This window comes from Peterkaempfera griseoplana (assembly GCF_001418575.1).
GTDB classification, from domain to species: Bacteria; Actinomycetota; Actinomycetes; order Streptomycetales; family Streptomycetaceae; genus Peterkaempfera; species Peterkaempfera griseoplana.
The window spans coordinates 1-18161 of sequence record NZ_LIQR01000330.1 but is presented as its reverse complement, the minus strand read 5'-3'; the positions used below and the strand labels follow the sequence as shown (position 1 = coordinate 18161).

Below are 18161 nucleotides of genomic sequence, written 5' to 3'. Positions count from 1 at the left end.
GGGGGCGGCTGCGCCGGAGTAGCGGACGGGGCCGTCGGGACAGGCGTCGGCAGGGCGTTGACGCTGCTCACCGCCGCCACCGGCGCCGCGGGAACCGCCGGAGGGACGGGTGTCGTGACGACCGTCACCGGGGTGTCCGACACCCCGTCCGACAGGGTCACCCCCAGCGCCTGCTGCTCCGCGGCCAGCAACGCCCTCCCCCGGGCCGCGCGCCGCTTGAGCGGAAGCGCACCCAGCTCGACGTTCAACTCCCCCAGCTCCAGCTCGAACCACTGCCGGGTCCGGTCATCCAGCGGCCGGGCCGTGTGTCGCAGCACCACCGTCCACAGCCCCTTAGCCAGCAGGCTCACTCCCGCGCCAATCAGGCCGACGGCCGGCGAGTGCAGCAGCCACCAGCCGTGGACCGCGACCGCGGTCATGGACAGCAGCAGCGCCACGATTCCGGCGACCTGTGGTGTGCGGGCCTGCGCGGGCTCGTAGCGGGCCAGCCACTCCACGGCCATGCAGCCGATCCAGACGAGGTCGAACGCCGACGCTGCGCCGTACGCGATCGCGGCGAGGACCGCGTGGCCGAGGAGGTCGCCGACGGACGCGGTGGTCCAGGCGACCGAGGCCGCCAAGACGATGACGGCGATCACGGTGACGGCGTTCAGGACGATCTGGTCCCAGTCCCTCGGCGGGGCGGGGACGGTGTAGGTCTCGCGGACCATGCGCTCGCGGCCGTCCACGACGTGCGGGACCTGGCGCTCGAGGCGGGTGCTGCGTGCCATGGGGATGTGCTCCGTTCGTGTCGGGGGCGGGCGGTGGCCTCGGCGCTGCGCCGGGCAGTGCTGGCCTTCCGCGCCGCCACCCGGCGGCTGGTCAGGCGCAGTGCTGCTCGGGCGCCTTGCGGGGGCCGGGGATCTTGGGCAGCCAAGGGTCGTTGTCGTCGTCGGCCGCCACGGCGACGGCCGTCACCCGGCGTTCCCCGCGAGTGCGGACGCGGCCTCGGCAGCGCCCGTGGTGATGTCCTGAACAGCGTCGACGTACCCGGGACGGGGCGTCTGGACGGGCGTCGCGGCAGGCTCGGTGGCCTGGCTGGGTTCGGAAGGTGCTGCCGCACCGCTCTGGGCGGGCCTGCGATCGCTACGATCGGGCATTGGTCCTGCTCCCTGGCTTCGCGGTAGGGGGTGGGACTGGCCCCGGCCATATGGCGTTCGCGCGCCGGCCGGGGCCTTCCTTGTTGCAGGATCGAGCGTAGCCAACTTATAGCCATATGGCTAGAAGTTGGTGGAGAATGGTGACCATGGCCGGATCCGAAGGGGGGCCAGAGTTGGTGTCATTCCGGGAGCTGGCGCGCAGGCTCGTCGCCGAGAACGTGGTGGCGTCGATCAGCCATCAGCGCGTGTCACAGCTCTCTCGGGAGGATCCCGACTTCCCCGAAGTCGTCACGGTCGGAAGGTCCAGGGCAGTCGACTGGCGGGTGGCCGAGCCGTACTTCCGCCGCCGCAAGGCTGGCCAGGGACGGCGCACCGATCTGGAGAGGAAGCGCGAGGCCGAAGCCCCGCCGGAGTAGACCGCCATGCGCGCGACACAGCGGCCCCACCCGGGCGAATCGGGTGGGGCCGCAGTCGTGAGGACCGGTCAGTGCCGGTCGTCCTCGTTCCGGCACCGCCAGGAGCACCACGGCCAGTCGGCCCGGGGCGGGTGCCCACAGCACGGGTTCGCGCAACGGCGGTCTGCAGGGAGCGGAACCGGGCGCAGCATCGGGGCCGGCCCCGTGGCGGTGGCGTAGGTCATGTGATTCCCCCCGGCACCCGGCCGACCCCGCGGGTCGACGGTGGCGCGGTCGTTCAGCGCTTCTCGTTCTCGTACGTCTCGGAGCCGTCCGGCACGTGACCGGTGCCATGGCAGGCGTCGCACGCCCGCACGTTCGCGGCCTCCAGAACGCCCAGCCAGAACTGCAGCTGCTCCTCGTACGTAGCCAGAGCCTCACCGTACGTGTCGCCTGGACACTGTCCGGGACAGGCAGGTACAGCTCCCGGCGAGCGAGCACCGGCACGTTGCGGCCGCTGCGCAGCTCCTGGCCGCGCCGGCCGGTGTCGGCACGCCACCGGGACCGAGGGGTCTCGAAGGGCACCTGGATAGTGATGTAGAGGCCCTTGGGCTGGCCATCGCGGGCGTCGAAGGCGTACTGAACGTGCCTCATCTTCTTGGCCCTCTCCTGCACCTCGGAGTAGAGGCCAGGGATGCGGCCGGGCAGGTAGCGGTGGTACTGGGGGTGCTGGATGAGCGCCTTCGGGATGTCCGCGACCCAGGGCCGGTCCGGCTTGATCTCGGGGGCGTCGCCGTCCAGGAGCCGCCAGGGGCCGGCGAGCTGCTCGACGATCGGGTCGCGGGGCTTGGTGACGGGCTCGTAGAGGCGGTACGCCGCGCTGCCGTAGCTCTCCTCCAGGTCGCTGTGCTGGGTGCAGGTGAGCTCCAGCGGGAAGATCTCGGAGGCCTTGGCGGCGTCCTTGATCTTCCAGCCGACGGTCTCATCGGAGCGGTGGTAGGTCACGGTGATCGCGTCGGCGACGCGGTCTGCGGTGACGACCCACCAGTTGGCGCGCTCGCCGAGCTGTGTCATGGGGTGGCCGTCGGCGGTGACGGTGGTGGTCTGGCCGTAGTAACCGGCCTTGATGCCACTGAGGTGGTAGAAGATCCGGCCGTCCTCGCTGCGGATGGCGAAGTGCTCGAAGTCCATGCGGGGTGTCTCCTGGTCGGTGGCGCGGTGGTGGAGTACCTCCGGCCGGGTTCGAACCGGCGCGCTGCCGCTCATAACGCGGCTGCTCTGCCACTGAGCTACGGAGGCGGGGGCCCGGCCGCGGGGACAGACGGCCGGACCGGGGTGGGTCAGCCCTCGCCGGCGGTGGTGGCCTGGGCGTTGGCACCTACGGCGGCGTACCAAGCCTTGGCGTCGGCGGGCGGCATGCCGCTGTCGGCCTCGCCGTCGAGGGGTGCGGCGGTCGCCGTGGCGGCGGCGAGCGCGAGGGTGGCGTGGACCTGCGCGGCGGCGAGCAGCACGTGGGTGTCCTCGCCGACGATGAGGGCGCCGTCCGACGTCGTGCAGGCGCGCAGGAAGCTCTCGGCTTCGGTGTAGTGCTGGGGGCCGGTGGCCATGGTGTTCTCCGTGGGGTTGGGTGCCGGCGGGTCCGGTACTCCGGCGCCGTCCACTCCGACGAGCGGGGCGGGCGACGCCGGGGCGCCGGGCTCAGGCGGAGTGCGGGGTAACCGGCATGATCACGCCGCCGGTCGCATACGTCGGCGCGTCGTTGTCCTCATGCACCCACCACTGCTCCACCACCCCGTTCTCATCCGGACGCATCCAGTCCCAGCACCGGCCGTTCGCCTCGGCCTTGGCGAGGTCGTCGCAGCAGTCGCGGGCCGCCTGCTCGGTGGTGAAGAGCTCGGGCTCGGCGCCCTCGTACAGGGCGAGGTACAGGGTGGGCTGGGTGGCGGCCTCCAGCTCGGCGACATGGCGGGCAGGGTTGCGCCGCTCGGCTTCCCTCTCCGTCCAGACGGTGCCGTACTTGGACTGGTGCAGGGGAACGGCATGGCCCGCAGGCAGGGCGCACCAGTGGGCAGTGTCGGGCTCGCCGGACGGTGTGTTGCTCGGGCACAGCGAATGCTCGGTGGCGGTCTCCAGCTCGGCGACCCGCGCCCGCAGTCGCTCCACCTCGGCGGCCTGGGGCTCGAAGTGGTCGACGCAGAAGCCGAAGCCGGTCTGGCCGTACGTGAGGGTCGTGCCGAGGGCGGCGTCCCGGACCTGCCAGCCGAACTCCATGCCGCCCCGGCCGTAGGCCACGTTCTGGCGCGCCAGCACCTTCAGCGCCTCCATGCCGACGGCCTCGCGGTCCGGCAGAGGCTCCGTGCTGGACTGGTACTGCGTGCCGGTCGGGCGGGTGACGATCAGCCGGTAGGACATGGGGTTTCTCCGTTCGTTCGGTGCGGCACGGGAGGTGGGTTGGCTGCGTCCCGGGTTGGGGATGGCCGGGACACAGCCAGGCACGGGGAGAGGGCTTGCTGGGAAGGCGAGGGTGACCCGGCGGCGCTCTACCTCAACGAGGCACAGGCCCCGCCGGTCTACACATCAGTGCCGGGCACAGATCACGGCGTGGAAGGACGCGGCCGCCGTGTCGAACTCGACCTGGACACCGGAGCTGCAGATCATGCAGAGGGGCGTCATCGTCCGGATCCGGCGGTGCGCGAGCAGCGGCAGGTCAGCCGGGACGGCCCACTCCTGGGAGAGCCCGTCGACGCTGGTCGTCAGGTGGACCACGGTGTGGTCGGCGGCGAGCGACAGTGCGGTGATGACGTGTGGCCGGTCCGGGCTGTGCGGGAACGCCACGATGTCGGAGTCGGCGTACTGGGCGGCGGGGAACGTGCGGCGGCCGTGCATGTGCTGCTCCTTGCGGTGGTGGGTGGCGGCGCGGAAGCGAGTCGGTGGCCCCCTTGGGGCCGGGTCGCGTGTCCGCGCCGCCGGTCTGCGGGGTGGTCAGCCGTTGAGGACGGGGGCCAGGTGCCGGGTCCGGGCGTAGGAGCGCAGGCCCTCGTCCAGGGCGGGGTCGCTCGGGTCGTAGACGCAGACCCGGACCCATCGGCCGGTGGTGCGGTGGCGGGCCCAGGCGCGGAGCGGGTCGGCGCCGGTGCGGGCGCGCTAGGCGTCGGCGACGTGGCGGCCGTACCAGGACTGGTAGCCGTCGCGGAGGTCGCCGCCGCCGTGCTGCTCCAGGTGGTCGCCGGTGCGGATGAGGTGGCCGTCGGCGAGGACGGTGCCGGTGTCGCCGTCGATGAGGGCGAAGAGGGTGGCGACGTCGAGTTGGGCGGCGGCTCGGATGGCGGCGGCGAGGCGGCGGATGGAGCGGCGGGCGCTGGCAGACATGGCGTTCCCTCTCGGGTTGCCGGTCGGGCGGTGCGCCCTTCCTTGTAGCTACAAATCTAACGCCTACGTAGCTACAAAACAAGCCGAACCACCCAAGTCATGTAGCTACATCCATCCCGCGCACCGTTGCTCGCTGTAGCTACGACCAGCTACCCTCCCCACATGGCCCCCGACAGCGCGGACTACGACAAGCCCCGTCAAATGCGCATCCCAGACGATGAGTGGGTGCCCTTCGAGGCTGCAACGAAGGCCGTCCACCCGGAGGGCCGCAGCCCCCGCGCCGCCGTCGTCCGCGAGTTCATCCGCTGGTACATGCGCCGACCCGGAGCCAAACTCCCCGACCGGCCGGCGCCCGGGCCGTGGTCCAACCCGTTCGACGGGTGCCGGTGACACCCCGTCCGGAGGCGTCTGAGCAGCGTCAACAACCACCTCCGGGCTGATTGTCGGACCTACCTGCCAAGCTGAGACCGCCTCGAAGACGAGAGCCGGGCCCCGCCACCCACAGGCGGGGCCCTGCCGCATATCGAGGCGGGAAGGAGGTGATCCGCATGTCTAAGGAGCAACGATGGCTGGCCCTGATCGGCTGCGTCGTCGGCGTGGCGGTATTGCACAAGTGGAGCGCCGCGCAGGCCAAGGCCCTCGGCGTCCCCGCAATCGCGGTCAGCGCCGCCGGCATCGTGGTCGGCAACCTTCTGGGCGATTGAGCCCGGACGCGGCCCGCCTGTCCTGCCGGAGCGGGCGGGCCGCAGCGTCGCCGCGGACGCCAAGGGCCGCCGGTCACGGTCGGGACACGATCAATCGCTTATCGCGACTCGGGGCTCCGCCCCACTGTCACCATGTGCGCACACGATCGCCACAACCACTCCGGGGGAGCAGTGCGCCGCCAGCTCATCACCATCACCGCCGCTGCGGTGACAGCCATCGCCCTCACCGCCTGCGGCAGCGGCAATACTCCCGCGAGCGCCGGCGCCTCCCCCACTGAAATCCTCACCCCCACGGCTTCCAGCGATCCAACTGAGGAGCCTGCGGACGACACCCCCACCGAAGACACCGCAGAGGAGCCCGGGCCCGAGACGGACATCAACACTGCAGCCGACGCCAACGGCTGGTCGTGGGACGACGGCACCTACGACACGCCAGCTGACGAGGTCCAAGACATTTGCGACACCCTGGACGACCTCAAGAGCGAGGACGCGCACGACAACTTCTCGCAGTGGCTTGTCGACGGGGAACACACCGACGACGGGAAGCTGCTCAAGGGTGGCATCCCGAAGCTGTGCCCGGGGTGGAAGAAGGTCGTGACCGCGGCCCTGAACGGTACCTACGAGCACTGGTACTCCAACGGCAAGTACGAGGTCGGCAAGGACATCAAGCCGGGCACGTACCGGACCAAGGGCGACCTGGAGGACTGCTACTGGGAGCGGTTGACCCGGTCCGGGGAGATCATCGCCAACAACTTCGCCTCTGCGGCCAGGGAGATCACGGTGACGGTCCGGTCCTCCGATGGGATGTTCACGTCCGAGGGATGCGGGACGTGGAAGCCGGTGAAGTAGCTCGATTGCCGTGACGCCGGCCCGATCGGGTCGTTCACGAGGTAGGGGGCTGCCCGGTACACCCCCACGGGCAGCCCCTTTTCGCGCGCCAGCCCGCTGCCGCGTGAGACTGGTGTGCGGCCCGGCCGGGCGCGCCGCCGCCCCAACCTACGACCGCGATCCACTCGCGCTGACTCTCGGGACAGCGCGGGCGCAGCAGCCCTGTTCACAGTGGACTCGGGCCGCTATCGTCCTCCTGCCTCTCGAAGATCATCAAGATAGGACGGACGCGTCGATGAACAAGATTTCGGCCACGATAGGCGCCCTCGCGCTGGCAGGTGCAGTGCTCGCTGCTAACCCGGCTCCCGCCTCCGCGGCAGTCGGTACCGGCGGCTGCCCCGCATCCACGCTCTGTGTCTGGGACGGAGACGGCTTCACCGGGTTCGAAATCAAGAGCACCAGCACCAACTCCTGCTACCTGATCCAGTCAGCCTCCCCCGGGTTCAGCTCCGTCGTGTCCTACGTGAACAACCTCCCCGTGGACGCCTACGTGTGGGACACCAACGACTACAACATCTGGTACAAACACCGGACGCTGGTCTCCGGAGGCTTCAGCAGCAACATCGGCGTGACCAACCTGGGCTACCCCTTTGGCACCGTATGCGAGCAGAGCCAGAACCCCAACAGCTACTGGAACTAGGGGGCGTTGGGCCGTATGGCCCGATCCGTCCAACCGCGGCGGGGGCCGCTCCGGAATACACCGGTAGGCGGCGACCCCGCTCGCGCACGGTCTGCCGCCGCGTGAGAGATACATGGCCCGGTCGGGCAGCCCGCCCCCCACTTGCTGCCCTGGCCGGGCCCTTGCGCCCCGGTGGTCACCGTGGCCCGGGCGCCGCAGCATAGAGATCGTGACCGAGTCGCCTCCGCCCCCGAACGTCCCACCAGGCTGGCCCCGCGAGGTGACCCCACCCGGCACCGAGGGCTGGGAAGACTCCGCCGCGCGCTGGCTCATCCAGTGGATGCCGCCCGGCTACCGACGCCACGGCGTCCTGCGGCAGGAACCCGCGATCCTCGCGTACATGGCACAGCGGGAGATCGAGGCCTCGCTCAACGCGGCCAGGCGCGGGTTCTCCACCACCCGCGCCGACCTCCGCGAGGCGGGCCTGGAGCCGGACGTCATCGAGAAGGCGCTCAGCGTGTACTCCGAGGAGGGAGCGCGTCTCGCGCAGCTGGAGCAGCAGGTCGGCATGCTCGCGGACGCGTTGATCCGTGGGGTGCGGTGGCGGCCGCCGCCTCGGCGTACCCAGGACGACAGCAGCCGGCGCCGCGGCGGCATGGGATAGAACGTGCCACCGCAGCGGGGTGCACCGCCTTCGGCATACGCCACAGCCTGCGTGGCCACCCCGCTACCGCATCCCTCAGCCGAGGCTGTCCCAACAGTACTGAGGCTCGTAAATCCCGTCACCGTCGTCGTCGATCTGGAGGTCGTTGAGGTTGGCCGCCGCGGTCCAGCCGTAGAGGTCGGTTCCCTCCAGGCGGCCGTACCACCACACGTTGCCGTACTGGTTGAGGACCCAGCACCACCCATAGAACTTGGTCCCCGCCGAGGCATATGCGCCGTAGTCGCAGGCAGACTCCTCGCCCTGACGGAGATAGGTGCTGATTTTGAACGTGCCACCGCCCTCGCCGTTGGTTCGGGGGTCCCAGTAGGTGCACCCGCTAGCGTTTGCGGTGGGCGCTGCTACGACGCTGACGCCGAGCGCAAGGCTTGTAGTCAGGAGCGTGGCCGCTATGCGCTTCGGTAGGCGACGGGCGCTTGCCTTGAACATGATGCTCTCCAAAGACCTGGGCGATCTTGCGGCGACGATCATGGCACTGTCGACTCTTCCTTGGCCAGCCTCAATCTTTCGTGGCCGTCCGTCGGCTCCTGCGGGTCGATTCGGCTTGCCGGAGCGGGTGGCGGGCAGGCTGTTGGCCCGGCTGTCGCGTTGGGTGAGCGCCGGGCTCCCTGCTCCAGGTGGGTCGAGGGATTCGGCGGTGTAGAGCGCTGACGCTAGTCAGCCGGGAGTCCGTAGCGCCCGCAGGGGGTCGGACGCGTCGTCTGCGATCACTCTGGTCTACGTCAGTGCTGGGCGAGGCGGAGGTAGCGCTGGCCGCCCGTGGTGGCGAGCTGTTCTGCGGCGGACATCCGCAGCCGTAGCCGTTTGAGTTCCCAGCGGTGGGCTTCGACGGCCAGGGCGATCTGGACGATCTCCAGCCAGACCCGGTTCTGTGCGGCCCGGCGCAGCGGGAGATTGCGAGGCGGTGCTGCTGGCCGCACCGATCCCCGGGGCGGCCGCTCCCGGTGGCGGCCCCGGCCGAGACGGGATGGGATAGAGGCAGCGGCCCGGTCTCTGGCAGGACGCCGGGCCGCCCTTGCCCGCGGGAGGTGACCGGTGCCGCAGACCATCGCCAAAGTCCACATCAGCTTCGGTCTGGTCAGCATCCCGGTGACCGTGTTCTCCGCGACCGAGCAGCATGCCGTGCCGCTGCACCAGGTCCACGCCCGGGACGGCGCCCGGATCCGCATGCGCCGCTTTTGCGAGGCCGAGGGTGTCGAGGTGCCGTACCACGAGGTGGTGCGCGGCTACGAAGCCCCAGACGGCCGCACTGTCATCCTCACCAAAGACGACCTCGCAGACCTCCCGCTCCCCACCACCAAGAGCATCGAAGTCCTCGCCTTCGTCGCCGCCACCGACATCGACCCCCTTGCCTACGACAAGCCCTACTACCTCGGCGCCGACGGTTCGGCCGCCGGCCGCCCCTACGTCCTGCTGCGGGACGCCCTCGCCGAGTCCGGGCAGGTCGCGATCTGCCGCGTCGCGATCCGCACCCGCGAGAGTCTGGCGGTCCTCCAGGTCCGCGACGATGTCCTGGTCCTCCACACGCTGCTGTGGCCCGACGAGATCCGCCCCACCGCAGGCATCGCCCCCGCTGCGCCCGAGCCACGCCGCCAGGAGCTGCAGATGGCCCGGTCCCTGATGCAGGTGATCTCGGAGGACTTCCGCCTTGAGGAGCAGCGGGACGAGTACCGGCACGCCCTGGAGAAGGTCGTCGAGGCGAAGCTGGCCGGTGTCGAGCCGCCCCACGCGCCCGGCGCCCAGGTGCTGCCCGCCGGGGTGGTGGACCTGATGGCCGCGTTGCAGGCCTCCGTCGACGAGGCCCAGCGCAGCCGGCATCCCGATGAGGCGCCACCCGCACCCGCGCAGGGCAAGACCGGCCGGAAGACCGCCGGCCAGCCAACGGGGGCACAGAAGAAGGCCGCGGCGAAGAAGACCGCCCGCAAGCGCAGCGTCGGCTGACCGCTCACTCGATCTGCACCACTGCTTCATGGTGCGTCAGGCAGATGGGTCAGATGTCGGCGCAGTCCCCGACCATGCTGGCTCCGATATGGCACGCTCTGTGGCGCCGGGGCCGCCAAGGCACGCACGCCCCGGCGGACCCAGATGGGAGCACCCCGGTGAAAACTGAGCCCAGCCCAGTCGGCGCCTTCCGCCTGATCGTGACAGGCGGCGGGACCGGCGGCCACACCTACCCCGCGTTGACCGCGGTGCGAACGCTGCAGGCCCGTCTGGCGGCCGAGGGGCGGGCGCTGGATGTGCTCTGGGTCGGCACCGCCGACGGCCTGGAGGCCCGCGTGGCGGCCGCCGAGGGGATCGCGTTCGAGGCGGTGGCGACCGGCAAGCTGCGGCGCTCCAGCAACCCGCTGAAGATGCTGTCCCCCGCGAACATCAAGGACATGGGCCGGGTGCCGCTCGGTGTGGCGCAGGCCCGGTCGATCATCTCGCGGTTCCGCCCCGACGTGGTGCTCGCGACCGGCGGGTACGTCGCCGTGCCGGTCGGCCTGGCCGCGCGGCTGTGCCACCGTCCCCTGGTGGTCCACGAGCAGACGGTGCGCCTCGGGCTGGCGAACCGCACCCTCGCCCCTCGGGCGACCCGGGTCGCGGTCTCCTCGGAGTCCACGTTGCCGCTGCTGCCGGAGGCGGCCCGCGGCGCCGCGGTGGTCACCGGCAACCCTGTGCGGCCTGAGGTGCTGGCCGGGCACGCTGACAAGGCGGTCCAAGCGCTGGGGCTGCACGGCTTCGACCGTGCTCTACCCACCATCTACGTCACGGGCGGAGCCCAGGGCTCACAGCAGATCAACACGCTGGTGAGCGGTGTCCTGCCGTGGTTGCTGGAACGCGCCAACGTCATCCACCAGTGCGGGCCGGCCAACGTGACCGACCTGCGGCACCAGGCCGCAGGCCTGCCCCAGTCGCTGACGGGCCGCTACTACCTGGCCGGGTTCGTCGGCCCGGAGCTGCCCGACGTCCTGGCGCTGGCCGATGTGGTGGTCTCCCGCAGCGGAGCGGGCACGCTCGCCGAGCTGACCGCGCTGGGCAAGGCGGCGGTCTTCGTCCCGCTGGCCACGTCGGCCGGGGGCGAGCAGGAGCACAACGCGCGGCATCTGCAGGAGGCGGGTGCGGCCGTGGCGCTGGTGGGCGAGGTCGGGCCGGAGGACCTGCGGCAGGCGGTGGCGTCACTGCTGGCCGATCCGGGGCGGCGTGTGGAGGTGGCCGAGCGGGCTCGGGCGCTGGGCCGCCCGGATGCGGCGGACCGGCTCGTGGACGTGGTGCTGTCCGCCGTCGGCTGACGGCTGACGGCTGACGCGGCGAGGCCCGGGACAGATGGGATGTCCCAGCCTCGCCGCGCCTGCACTCAGGTCACCGGTGCGCTCGCCGACTGCTGCCGGGTCCAGTCGCTCCGCTCCCCCAGCTGGGCGTTGTCCCGAAGGTAGTGCGTCACCGCGCGTGAGGTGTCCTGCGGGCGGGGCGTGATCTGGTCCAGGCGCGGCAGGGCGTCGGAGAGCAGCTGCTTCCCGTACTGCATGGCGCGTAGCCACACGTCCTGGACCTCGTCGGTGCCGGGCCAGATGGAGAACAGCGCCTCGGCGAGGATCGGCCCGGAGTCGATCCCCGGGTCGATGCGGTGGAGGGTGATGCCGGCGAGGTGCTCGCCGTTGCGCAGCGCCCAGTTGACCGGCCGCGCGCCCCGGTACTCGGGCAGCCGCCCGGGGTGGCAGTTGACGATCTGGTCGGTGGCGTCGATCAGCTCCCGGCCGATGATCTTGTCGTAGAGGACGCTGACCACCAGCGGGCACCGGCCGGGCTCCAGCTCCCGCCAGTCGCCGGACCGGACGATGCGGGTGAGCGGCCAGCGCTGCGCCACGTACCGGGACAGCCGCACGTCCCACTCGGGTTCGGCCGCGTTCGGCACGACGGTGTCCAGGACCGTGCCGGGCAGGGATGCGATCACCTCGCAGGCGTGGGCCGCCAGTGCGCCCTTGCCGAGGACGGCCGCGCGCCTCACCGCTGCACCGCCGCGCGTACGGCGGCCGCTACGGCCGTGACGGCCTGCTCGTCCATCGCCGGGTGGAAGGGCAGGCTCATGATCTGGTGGGCGACCTGCTCGGTGACGGGCAGGGGCCGGTACCAGGGGGCAAACGCGGGTTGGAGGTGGTTCGGCGGATAGTGCACGCCGACGCCGACGCCCTGGCCGCGGAGGTCGGCGAAGACCCGGTCGCGGCCGTTGAGTACGCGGACCACGCAGTTGAACGGGACGGTGTGGTTCACGTCAACGTCGACCAGGGCCAGGCCGTGAATGTCTGCCAGCGCGTCCCGGTAGGCCCGCCACAGTCGCTGGCGCTTGGCCTCGATCTGGTCGAAGCGGGTGAGCTGGGCGCGGCCGATCGCCGCGTTGAGCGCCGACATGGGGTACCGCAGCCCGGGACGGTCCACGGTGTAGGTCGTCGACCGGATCCGCTCGGCCTGCGGCTGCACGATGCCCAGCATCCGCAGGGCACGCAGCATCGCGGCGTCCTGCAGGCTGCGCGGGACCACCGCGCCGCCCTGCCCGCACGTCAGCGACTTGATCGGCCCGAAACTGAAGCAGGTCATCTCCCCGCTGGCGCCGACCTTCCGGGCGCCGTGGCGGGAGCCGAAGGCCTGCGCCGCGTCCTCGACCACGACGATGCCGCGCTCGGCCAGGGTCCCGACGACTCCGCCCAGGCAGACGGCCCGGCCGCCGTACAGCACCGGCATGACTGCGCGGGTGTCGCGGGTGAGCGCGTCCAGCACGGTCCGACCCGAGACGCACAGCGTGTCCGGGTCGACATCGGCGAACCGCGGCCGGGCCCCGCACGCGAGGATCGCCTGCACGCTGGCGCAGAACGTCATCGACGGGACGACGACCTCGTCACCGGGCCCGATCCCGGCGGTAAGCAGGGCGAGGTGCAGCGCGGCGGTGCCGGACTCGACGGCCACCACGTCGGGCACGCCGAGGAACGCGGCGACGTCCCGCTCGAACGCCTCGGTGATCTCGCCGTGCCCGTACTGGCCGGCGTCCAAAGCCTCGACGACAGCGGCAGCCTCTACGCCGTGCAGGTACGGCCGGGCGTTGCACCGTGCGGTTGCGGGGATGGTGGGCGCGGTCACTGCGGCACCTCCTCGCCGACGGGCGCCAGCAGGGCAGTGCGCGGCTTTGGTGCGACCGGGCGCCGCAGCTGCGGGGCCCACCGGTCGGGGTTGGCCCGGTACCAGTGCGCGGTCTCGATCAGCCCGGCGTGGAAGTCGCGGGCGGGGTTGTATCCGAGGGCGGCGAGCTTGCTCCAGTCCATGGCGTACCGCAGGTCGTTGGACAGGCGGTCCGGGATGTAGGTGACCTGGTCCCAGTCGGCGCCGCAGATTTGCAGCAGCTCTCCGGCCAGCTCTTTGCTGGACAGGTCGGTGCCGCCGCCGATGTTGTAGACCTCGCCCGGTGTGCCGCGGCGCAGGACGAGCTCGATGCCGGCGCAGTTGTCCTCGACGTGCAGCCAGTTGCGGATGTGCTGGCCGCGGTCGTGGAGGGTGACGGGCTCGCCGCGCAGCAGGCGGGTCACGAACAGCGGGATGATCTTCTCGGGGTGCTGGCAGGGCCCGTAGTTGTTCGAGGACCGGGTGACGCAGACCGGCGCCCCGTAGGTGTGCCAGTAGCTGAGGGCGATCAGGTCACTGGCCGCCTTGGACGCGGCGTAGGGGACGGTGGGGCGCAGCGGGTAGTCCTCGGTGGCCGCGCCCTGCGGCAGCGGTCCGTACACCTCGTCGGTGGAGACGTGGACGAACCGCTGGACGCCGTTGCGCATGGCTGCGTCCGCGAGGATCTGGGTGCCGTGGACGTTGGTGGTGAGGAACGTCCCGGCCGTAGTGAAGGAGCGGTCGACGTGGGACTCGGCAGCGAAGTGGACGACCGCGGTGTGCCGGGCGGTGAGGTCGTCCACGAGCTGGGTGTCGAGGACGTTGCCGTGGACGAACTCCAGCTTGGGGGAGCAGAACGCTTCTCCGAGGTTCTGGGTGCTGCCGGCGTAGGTGAGGGCGTCGAGGACTGTCACCTGGGCCACGTCGTCGGCCTGGAGCAGCCGCTTGACGAAATGCGAGCCGATGAACCCGGCGCCGCCGGTGACGAGCACGTTTCTCATGGGTTCCCCCTCTGCGGGAGTGGTGGATGCTGCTTGTGGCAGGACCTGCCGGGCACGCACCCCGGGGCTCGGTCGGAAGCGTGTGGGGCAGGCGGGACGCGTGGGGGCGGGGCGGAATATGCCATTCGGTCCGTCGGCGTCCGACAACCAGTCAACTGTCTGCTTCGGCTGGGAGGTGGCTGCCAGACTGTATGCCTGCGTAGGCCCGTGTAGGCCAGCCTGAGGGCGAGGTGCGATGCCAGCGGAAGCGACATGGAGTGAACGCATCCAAGCCGCCCGGCTGCGCCGCGGCTGGAGCCAGGCGCAACTGGCCCGCAAGCTGGGCATTGCCGAGGGGCGCGGCCCTGCGGGCCTGGACCGCGGATCGGTGTACCGGTGGGAAAAGGGGCGACGGGTACCCGACTACTGGCTGCCCTATCTGATCAACACCCTCAACCTCACAGAAACGGACAATACGGACGCAGAATCTTCGGGCGTCGCGCCTGACGTCCGAGCCTCGGATAGCGTGGCATCAGTGATCCGGTTGGGAGGGGAAGACTTGGAGCGCCGACAGTTCCTCACCGCCAGCAGCGCCTACGCGCTCGCCGCCCTGTCCCTGCCCGACCCCGACGCCGTAACCCGCCGCACCCGCGCAACCGCCATCGGCACACCAAGCAGCGTCGGCCGCGGCGAAGTACTCGCGATCCGCCAGATGACCACCGCCCTGGGCGATGCCGCCTCCGAACTCGGCGGCGGCCACGCCCGGCACCTGGCCGTCCGATACCTCACCCAGGACGTCGCGCCTTGGCTGCACGGTACCTACTCCGAGGCCACCGGCCGTGAGCTGTTCGCCGCCACCGCGCAGCTGGTCCACCTCGCCGGATGGATGGCCGGCGACGAGGGCAATCAGGGACTGGCCCAGCAGTACTACGCCCACTCCTATCGCCTGGCGGCCGAGGCCGGAGACCCCGAGCTCGCCGCGACGGCCCTGCGGGGGATGGCCGTGCAGGCGATCGACCTGGGGCAGCGGGCCGCCGCCGTGCGGCTGTCAGAGGAGTGTGTGCACTACGCGGGCAGCATCGAAGACCCGCGAGCGGTGGCGTACTACCAGGCCACGCTCGCGAACGCTGCGGCTCTGGACGGTGACCGCCGGGCCGCTACGACCGCCTTGGCGGCATCCCAGAGCGCGATCGAGGCCGCGCCGAAGGCTCCGGGTGAGTCCTGGGCGGCCCACTACGACGCGGGCCGGTGGGCTCACGAGTCCGGCATGGTCTTGGCGCGGCTGGGCGACCTCGATGCTGCCCAGGATCATCTCCGGCATGCGCTCGACATCCACGGCCTGGACCGGCGCCGTACCCGCGCGATCGTCCTTGCGGACCTGGGGCAGGTGCATCTGCGGCGGGAGAACACGGACGCGGCTCTGGAGACCTGGAGCAGCTTCCTGGACACCGCTGAAGGCATCCGCTCCATCAAGGTGACGCAGGCAGTGTCCGAGATGCGCGCCCGCCTTGCCCGGCTCCGGACGGTGCCCGCTGCGGAGCAACTCGACCAGCGGGCCGCCGCAATCGCCTGAGCCGCCACGCCACCGGGCTCCGGGAGTGAGTGGCGGAGGCCAGGGCGATTGGAGAGCGACTCGGACTGATTGTCAGACCGGACTGCGACACTGCGGGGATGCTCATCACATGCAGACCCGGCACTCACAGGGACAACCTCCGCCGGGACGTCGCCCACGTAGGCAACGAGATCGGCAACCTCCGGGGAGCCCACTTCGGCTCGGCGCACGATCGACTCCTCGCCTACCTGGGGTGGGCGAACGAAGCCGTGCGCTTGCTGGGCACGCAGATCAGCGACTCCGACCTGCGCAGCCTCGTCCTAACACCCCGGTACGACGCGCTGCTGGCGGGCGCCGCGGACCTTGGCAGCGGCACCACTGGGCCGCTCCTTAACGGCCTGCTCAACCTGGAAATGGGCCAGCGGTACGACGACTTCGAGGCGGCGTTGAAGGCGCTGGACCAGCAGATCGAGCGTTGGTCCCGGCCAGGTGTCTTTGTCGTGGCAGACAGCAGCTTCTACTGCCGGCACGAGGACAAGCTGGAGGAAGTGGACTTCGCCAAAGCGATAGGGGTCCGCGAAGAGAAGATCCACCTGCTCGTGCCTATGGTCATCGTCGATGAGCTCGACGGCCTGAAGCAGAAAGGGCAGGAACAAACACGCTGGCGGGCTGGGTACACGCTCGCGGTCCTGGACCGGGTGCTGCAGAACCCCAACCAGCCTGCGCGGCTGCGGGACGAGGACTTCTCGGCGCTCGATCACGGCGGCATTCCCCGAGGCGAGATCACGGTGGAGCTTGTTTTCGACCCGCCGGGCCACAGCCGTCTTCCGATCGAGGACGAGGAGATCATCGCCCGTGCGCTGGCGGTACAGTCGCTCGCTGGCCGCCCTGTCACCCTGGTCACCTTCGATACCGGACAGTCCATGAGGGCCCGGCAGGCTGGCCTGCGGGTGGTGAAGCTGACCACGCCGCAGGGCGAGGAGCCCGCGAAGCAAGAGAGGGCCGGCGGGGGCCGCCGACGGGGCCAGAAGGAGCCTACGGCCACCCTCGTCGAGAAGTGAGGACAGCGCTGCGCCCCGCCGGCATCGGCCGGCGGGGCGCAGCGGTGCGTGTGGTCAGCGGCGGCGGAGTGGGCTCTCCAGTGTCGTCTCGGTGTCCGGGTCCAGGAGTTTGGTCAGCGGCACGGTGTCCGCCGGCGGGCGGGGCCGCGGGAGCTCCACCGTGGGCCCGTCGATGGGGACGGCCTCAACGCCCAGGACCTCTGCCGCGCCGAGCTCCGGCGCAGCGCCGATCGACACCTCCACATGCTGCCGCGTTGACCAGCCGGTCTTCAGGAACGTGCACAGTCCCACGTACTGCAGGAAGCTGCACAGGTACAGGTTGAGGGCGGAGGACAGCGGCGCGAGCGCGAACTGGAGCAGCTGCTGCTGGTAGGTCATGTCCGGGCGGCGCACGATCAGGTACCGCAGGGACCGCAGCCATGCCAGGCCGGCCAGGTACACCAGGGACGGGAGCGCGAGGCCGCCGTTCTGCAGCGGGTGGACGATCAGGACGGTCGGCAGGACGAAGGTGTAGAGGGCGAAGCTTCCCATCTGCCACAGGACCAGCCACCATGCGGGCTTGCTGAGCGGGAAGGTCTGGAGGAGCCAGCCGCCGCCCCAGAAGAACGACCTCCACCAGCGGACTCGCTGCCTGGTGAGGTGGGACAGGTTCTCCGGCAGCAGGGTGTAGCCGACGGAGCGTTCCTGGATGACGGTGCGGCCCTCGATGAGGGCGTAGCAGGTGAGCATGCGGTCGTCTCCGCTGGCGACGCGGCGGCCCCACACGGTTTGGGTGAGGTAGTCCGGCAGGTGCCGGCGGACGACGTCGGCGCGGTAGAAGGCGAGGCCGCCGCAGTTGACTACGACGCTGCCGAGGCGGGACCAGGACGCCCGGCCGTTGAGGAACGACATCGTGAACGACAGGTCGACCATCCTGGTGAGCCAGTTCGCGCGGGCGTTGAGGCCGAGGAGGAGCCCGGCGACGCTGGTGACGTCGGTGCGGGAGAACGGTGAGATGCCCTCGGCGATGGCGTTGCGGTCCAGGACGGTGTCGGAGTCGAGGGTGACGTAGATGTCCGCGATCTGGTCGGCTCGGATGGCGAGGGCCTGAGCGTGGCGCTTGCCGATGGGGCCGGTCTCGTCGTAGGCGGTCTCCATCCCTGTGGGGGCGGTGAGGGCCCAGTCGTCGAATACCGCGGCGCAGTCCCGGTTCGAGGATCCGTTGTCGACGACGTGGAGGCGCTGAGGCAGCCGCGACTGGGCGGCGACGCTGTCCAGGAGGGCGCGGAAGGTCTTCGGGTCCTCGTTGTGCAGCGGGACGATCACGGTGACCCGGCGGGCGTCGAGCTGTCGGCGCTGCCGGGCGGAGAGGCGGACGTCCATGTGGGTGTGCGCGGCCAGGAGTGATCCGGCGAGCCAGCAGAAGCCGAGGGCGTCGATGGCGACGAGGTGACCCGGCGAGTGGATGAGCCGGTGGAGGTGGTGGTGGGCGTAGGCGGTGAGGGCGGCGGCGAGGAGGAGGGCGAGGCCGAGGTAGCGGCGCCGGCCGGCTTCGTCGTGCATGGGTGCGGGTCCTTGGGTGGTGTGGCCCCGCCCTGTGGGGGCGGGGCCGGTGGCTGGGGGG

Annotated in this window: 20 protein-coding genes, 1 tRNA gene and 1 pseudogene; 9 read left to right on the top strand and 13 right to left on the bottom strand. The window is 70.9% G+C overall.

Annotation, left to right across the window (positions count from 1 at the left end; all coding sequences use genetic code 11):
* The 7 genes from AOK09_RS24110 to AOK09_RS24080 form a co-directional block, all read right to left on the bottom strand.
* Nucleotides 1-770: hypothetical protein (locus AOK09_RS24110; protein WP_055589336.1), on the bottom strand; the 770-nt coding region annotated here is incomplete at its 3' end.
* A gap of 617 nt (nucleotides 771-1387) precedes the next feature.
* Nucleotides 1388-2725 carry a hypothetical protein gene (locus AOK09_RS40370; protein WP_055589335.1) on the bottom strand — a complete coding sequence of 446 codons (1338 nt, stop codon included), beginning with the start codon at nucleotides 2723-2725 and terminating at the stop codon, nucleotides 1388-1390.
* A gap of 36 nt (nucleotides 2726-2761) precedes the next feature.
* Nucleotides 2762-2833 (bottom strand) — tRNA-Ile (locus tag AOK09_RS24100).
* A gap of 41 nt (nucleotides 2834-2874) precedes the next feature.
* Complete coding sequence (locus tag AOK09_RS40365) at nucleotides 2875-3141, bottom strand: hypothetical protein (protein WP_055589334.1); 267 nt, start codon at nucleotides 3139-3141, stop codon at nucleotides 2875-2877.
* 91 nt (nucleotides 3142-3232) lie between these two features.
* A complete protein-coding gene (locus tag AOK09_RS24090; protein WP_055589333.1) occupies nucleotides 3233-3946 on the bottom strand; it encodes a hypothetical protein in 714 nt (237 codons plus the stop codon).
* 165 nt (nucleotides 3947-4111) lie between these two features.
* The gene (locus AOK09_RS24085) at nucleotides 4112-4420 is read right to left on the bottom strand and encodes a hypothetical protein (protein WP_055589332.1); all 309 of its coding nucleotides are present in this window, start codon (nucleotides 4418-4420) and stop codon (nucleotides 4112-4114) included.
* 258 nt (nucleotides 4421-4678) lie between these two features.
* Entirely contained in the window at nucleotides 4679-4903 is a 225-nt protein-coding gene (locus tag AOK09_RS24080; protein ID WP_055589331.1) for a hypothetical protein, read from the bottom strand.
* 162 nt (nucleotides 4904-5065) lie between these two features.
* Between AOK09_RS24080 and AOK09_RS38135 the strand changes: the two genes are divergently transcribed.
* The 5 genes from AOK09_RS38135 (at nucleotide 5066) to AOK09_RS24065 (ending at nucleotide 7778) form a co-directional block, all read left to right on the top strand.
* Entirely contained in the window at nucleotides 5066-5293 is a 228-nt protein-coding gene (locus AOK09_RS38135) for a hypothetical protein (RefSeq protein ID WP_079063378.1), read from the top strand.
* 158 nt (nucleotides 5294-5451) lie between these two features.
* On the top strand, nucleotides 5452-5607 hold the full coding sequence (locus AOK09_RS40360; protein WP_157876016.1) for a hypothetical protein: 156 nt from the start codon (nucleotides 5452-5454) through the stop codon (nucleotides 5605-5607).
* Between the two features lie 132 nt (nucleotides 5608-5739).
* A complete protein-coding gene (locus AOK09_RS24075; protein ID WP_157876015.1) occupies nucleotides 5740-6456 on the top strand; it encodes a hypothetical protein in 717 nt (238 codons plus the stop codon).
* Between the two features lie 274 nt (nucleotides 6457-6730).
* The gene (locus tag AOK09_RS24070; protein WP_055589329.1) at nucleotides 6731-7135 is read left to right on the top strand and encodes a peptidase inhibitor family I36 protein; all 405 of its coding nucleotides are present in this window, start codon (nucleotides 6731-6733) and stop codon (nucleotides 7133-7135) included.
* Nucleotides 7136-7343: 208 nt separating this feature from the next.
* Nucleotides 7344-7778 carry a hypothetical protein gene (locus AOK09_RS24065; protein WP_063796048.1) on the top strand — a complete coding sequence of 145 codons (435 nt, stop codon included), beginning with the start codon at nucleotides 7344-7346 and terminating at the stop codon, nucleotides 7776-7778.
* Between the two features lie 75 nt (nucleotides 7779-7853).
* On the opposite strand, the gene AOK09_RS24060 is transcribed toward AOK09_RS24065, so the two are convergent.
* Entirely contained in the window at nucleotides 7854-8306 is a 453-nt protein-coding gene (locus AOK09_RS24060) for a hypothetical protein (RefSeq protein ID WP_055589327.1), read from the bottom strand.
* A gap of 254 nt (nucleotides 8307-8560) precedes the next feature.
* Nucleotides 8561-8734: pseudogene (locus AOK09_RS24055) on the bottom strand (IS1380 family transposase); the annotation flags it as partial.
* A gap of 136 nt (nucleotides 8735-8870) precedes the next feature.
* On the opposite strand from AOK09_RS24055, the gene ku reads away from it, so the two are divergent.
* Nucleotides 8871-9776, top strand: a complete 906-nt coding sequence (gene ku / locus AOK09_RS24050) for a non-homologous end joining protein Ku (protein ID WP_245687452.1) — start codon at nucleotides 8871-8873, stop codon at nucleotides 9774-9776.
* 158 nt (nucleotides 9777-9934) lie between these two features.
* A complete protein-coding gene (locus AOK09_RS24045; RefSeq protein ID WP_055589325.1) occupies nucleotides 9935-11107 on the top strand; it encodes a UDP-N-acetylglucosamine--N-acetylmuramyl-(pentapeptide) pyrophosphoryl-undecaprenol N-acetylglucosamine transferase in 1173 nt (390 codons plus the stop codon).
* 65 nt (nucleotides 11108-11172) lie between these two features.
* Here AOK09_RS24045 and AOK09_RS24040 read toward each other — a convergent pair whose 3' ends face one another.
* From AOK09_RS24040 to AOK09_RS24030, 3 genes are read right to left on the bottom strand one after another with little or no spacing between them, the layout of a single operon-like run.
* Entirely contained in the window at nucleotides 11173-11823 is a 651-nt protein-coding gene (locus AOK09_RS24040; protein ID WP_055589324.1) for a formyltransferase family protein, read from the bottom strand.
* Entirely contained in the window at nucleotides 11820-12947 is a 1128-nt protein-coding gene (locus AOK09_RS24035; RefSeq protein WP_055589323.1) for a DegT/DnrJ/EryC1/StrS family aminotransferase, read from the bottom strand. Before AOK09_RS24035 ends, AOK09_RS24040 begins: the two co-directional genes overlap by 4 nt.
* The gene (locus tag AOK09_RS24030; RefSeq protein WP_055589322.1) at nucleotides 12944-13966 is read right to left on the bottom strand and encodes a dTDP-glucose 4,6-dehydratase; all 1023 of its coding nucleotides are present in this window, start codon (nucleotides 13964-13966) and stop codon (nucleotides 12944-12946) included. Before AOK09_RS24030 ends, AOK09_RS24035 begins: the two co-directional genes overlap by 4 nt.
* A 235-nt stretch (nucleotides 13967-14201) precedes the next feature.
* Here AOK09_RS24030 and AOK09_RS24025 point away from each other — a divergent pair, with 235 nt between their 5' ends.
* Nucleotides 14202-15518 (top strand): helix-turn-helix transcriptional regulator, encoded by a 1317-nt coding sequence (locus AOK09_RS24025; protein ID WP_245687451.1) that lies wholly within the window; start codon nucleotides 14202-14204, stop codon nucleotides 15516-15518.
* A 98-nt stretch (nucleotides 15519-15616) separates the two neighbouring features.
* Entirely contained in the window at nucleotides 15617-16558 is a 942-nt protein-coding gene (locus AOK09_RS24020; RefSeq protein WP_063796049.1) for a PIN domain-containing protein, read from the top strand.
* Between the two features lie 54 nt (nucleotides 16559-16612).
* Here AOK09_RS24020 and AOK09_RS24015 read toward each other — a convergent pair whose 3' ends face one another.
* Complete coding sequence (locus AOK09_RS24015) at nucleotides 16613-18100, bottom strand: glycosyltransferase (RefSeq protein WP_055589319.1); 1488 nt, start codon at nucleotides 18098-18100, stop codon at nucleotides 16613-16615.
* Nucleotides 18101-18161 lie beyond the last annotated feature (61 nt).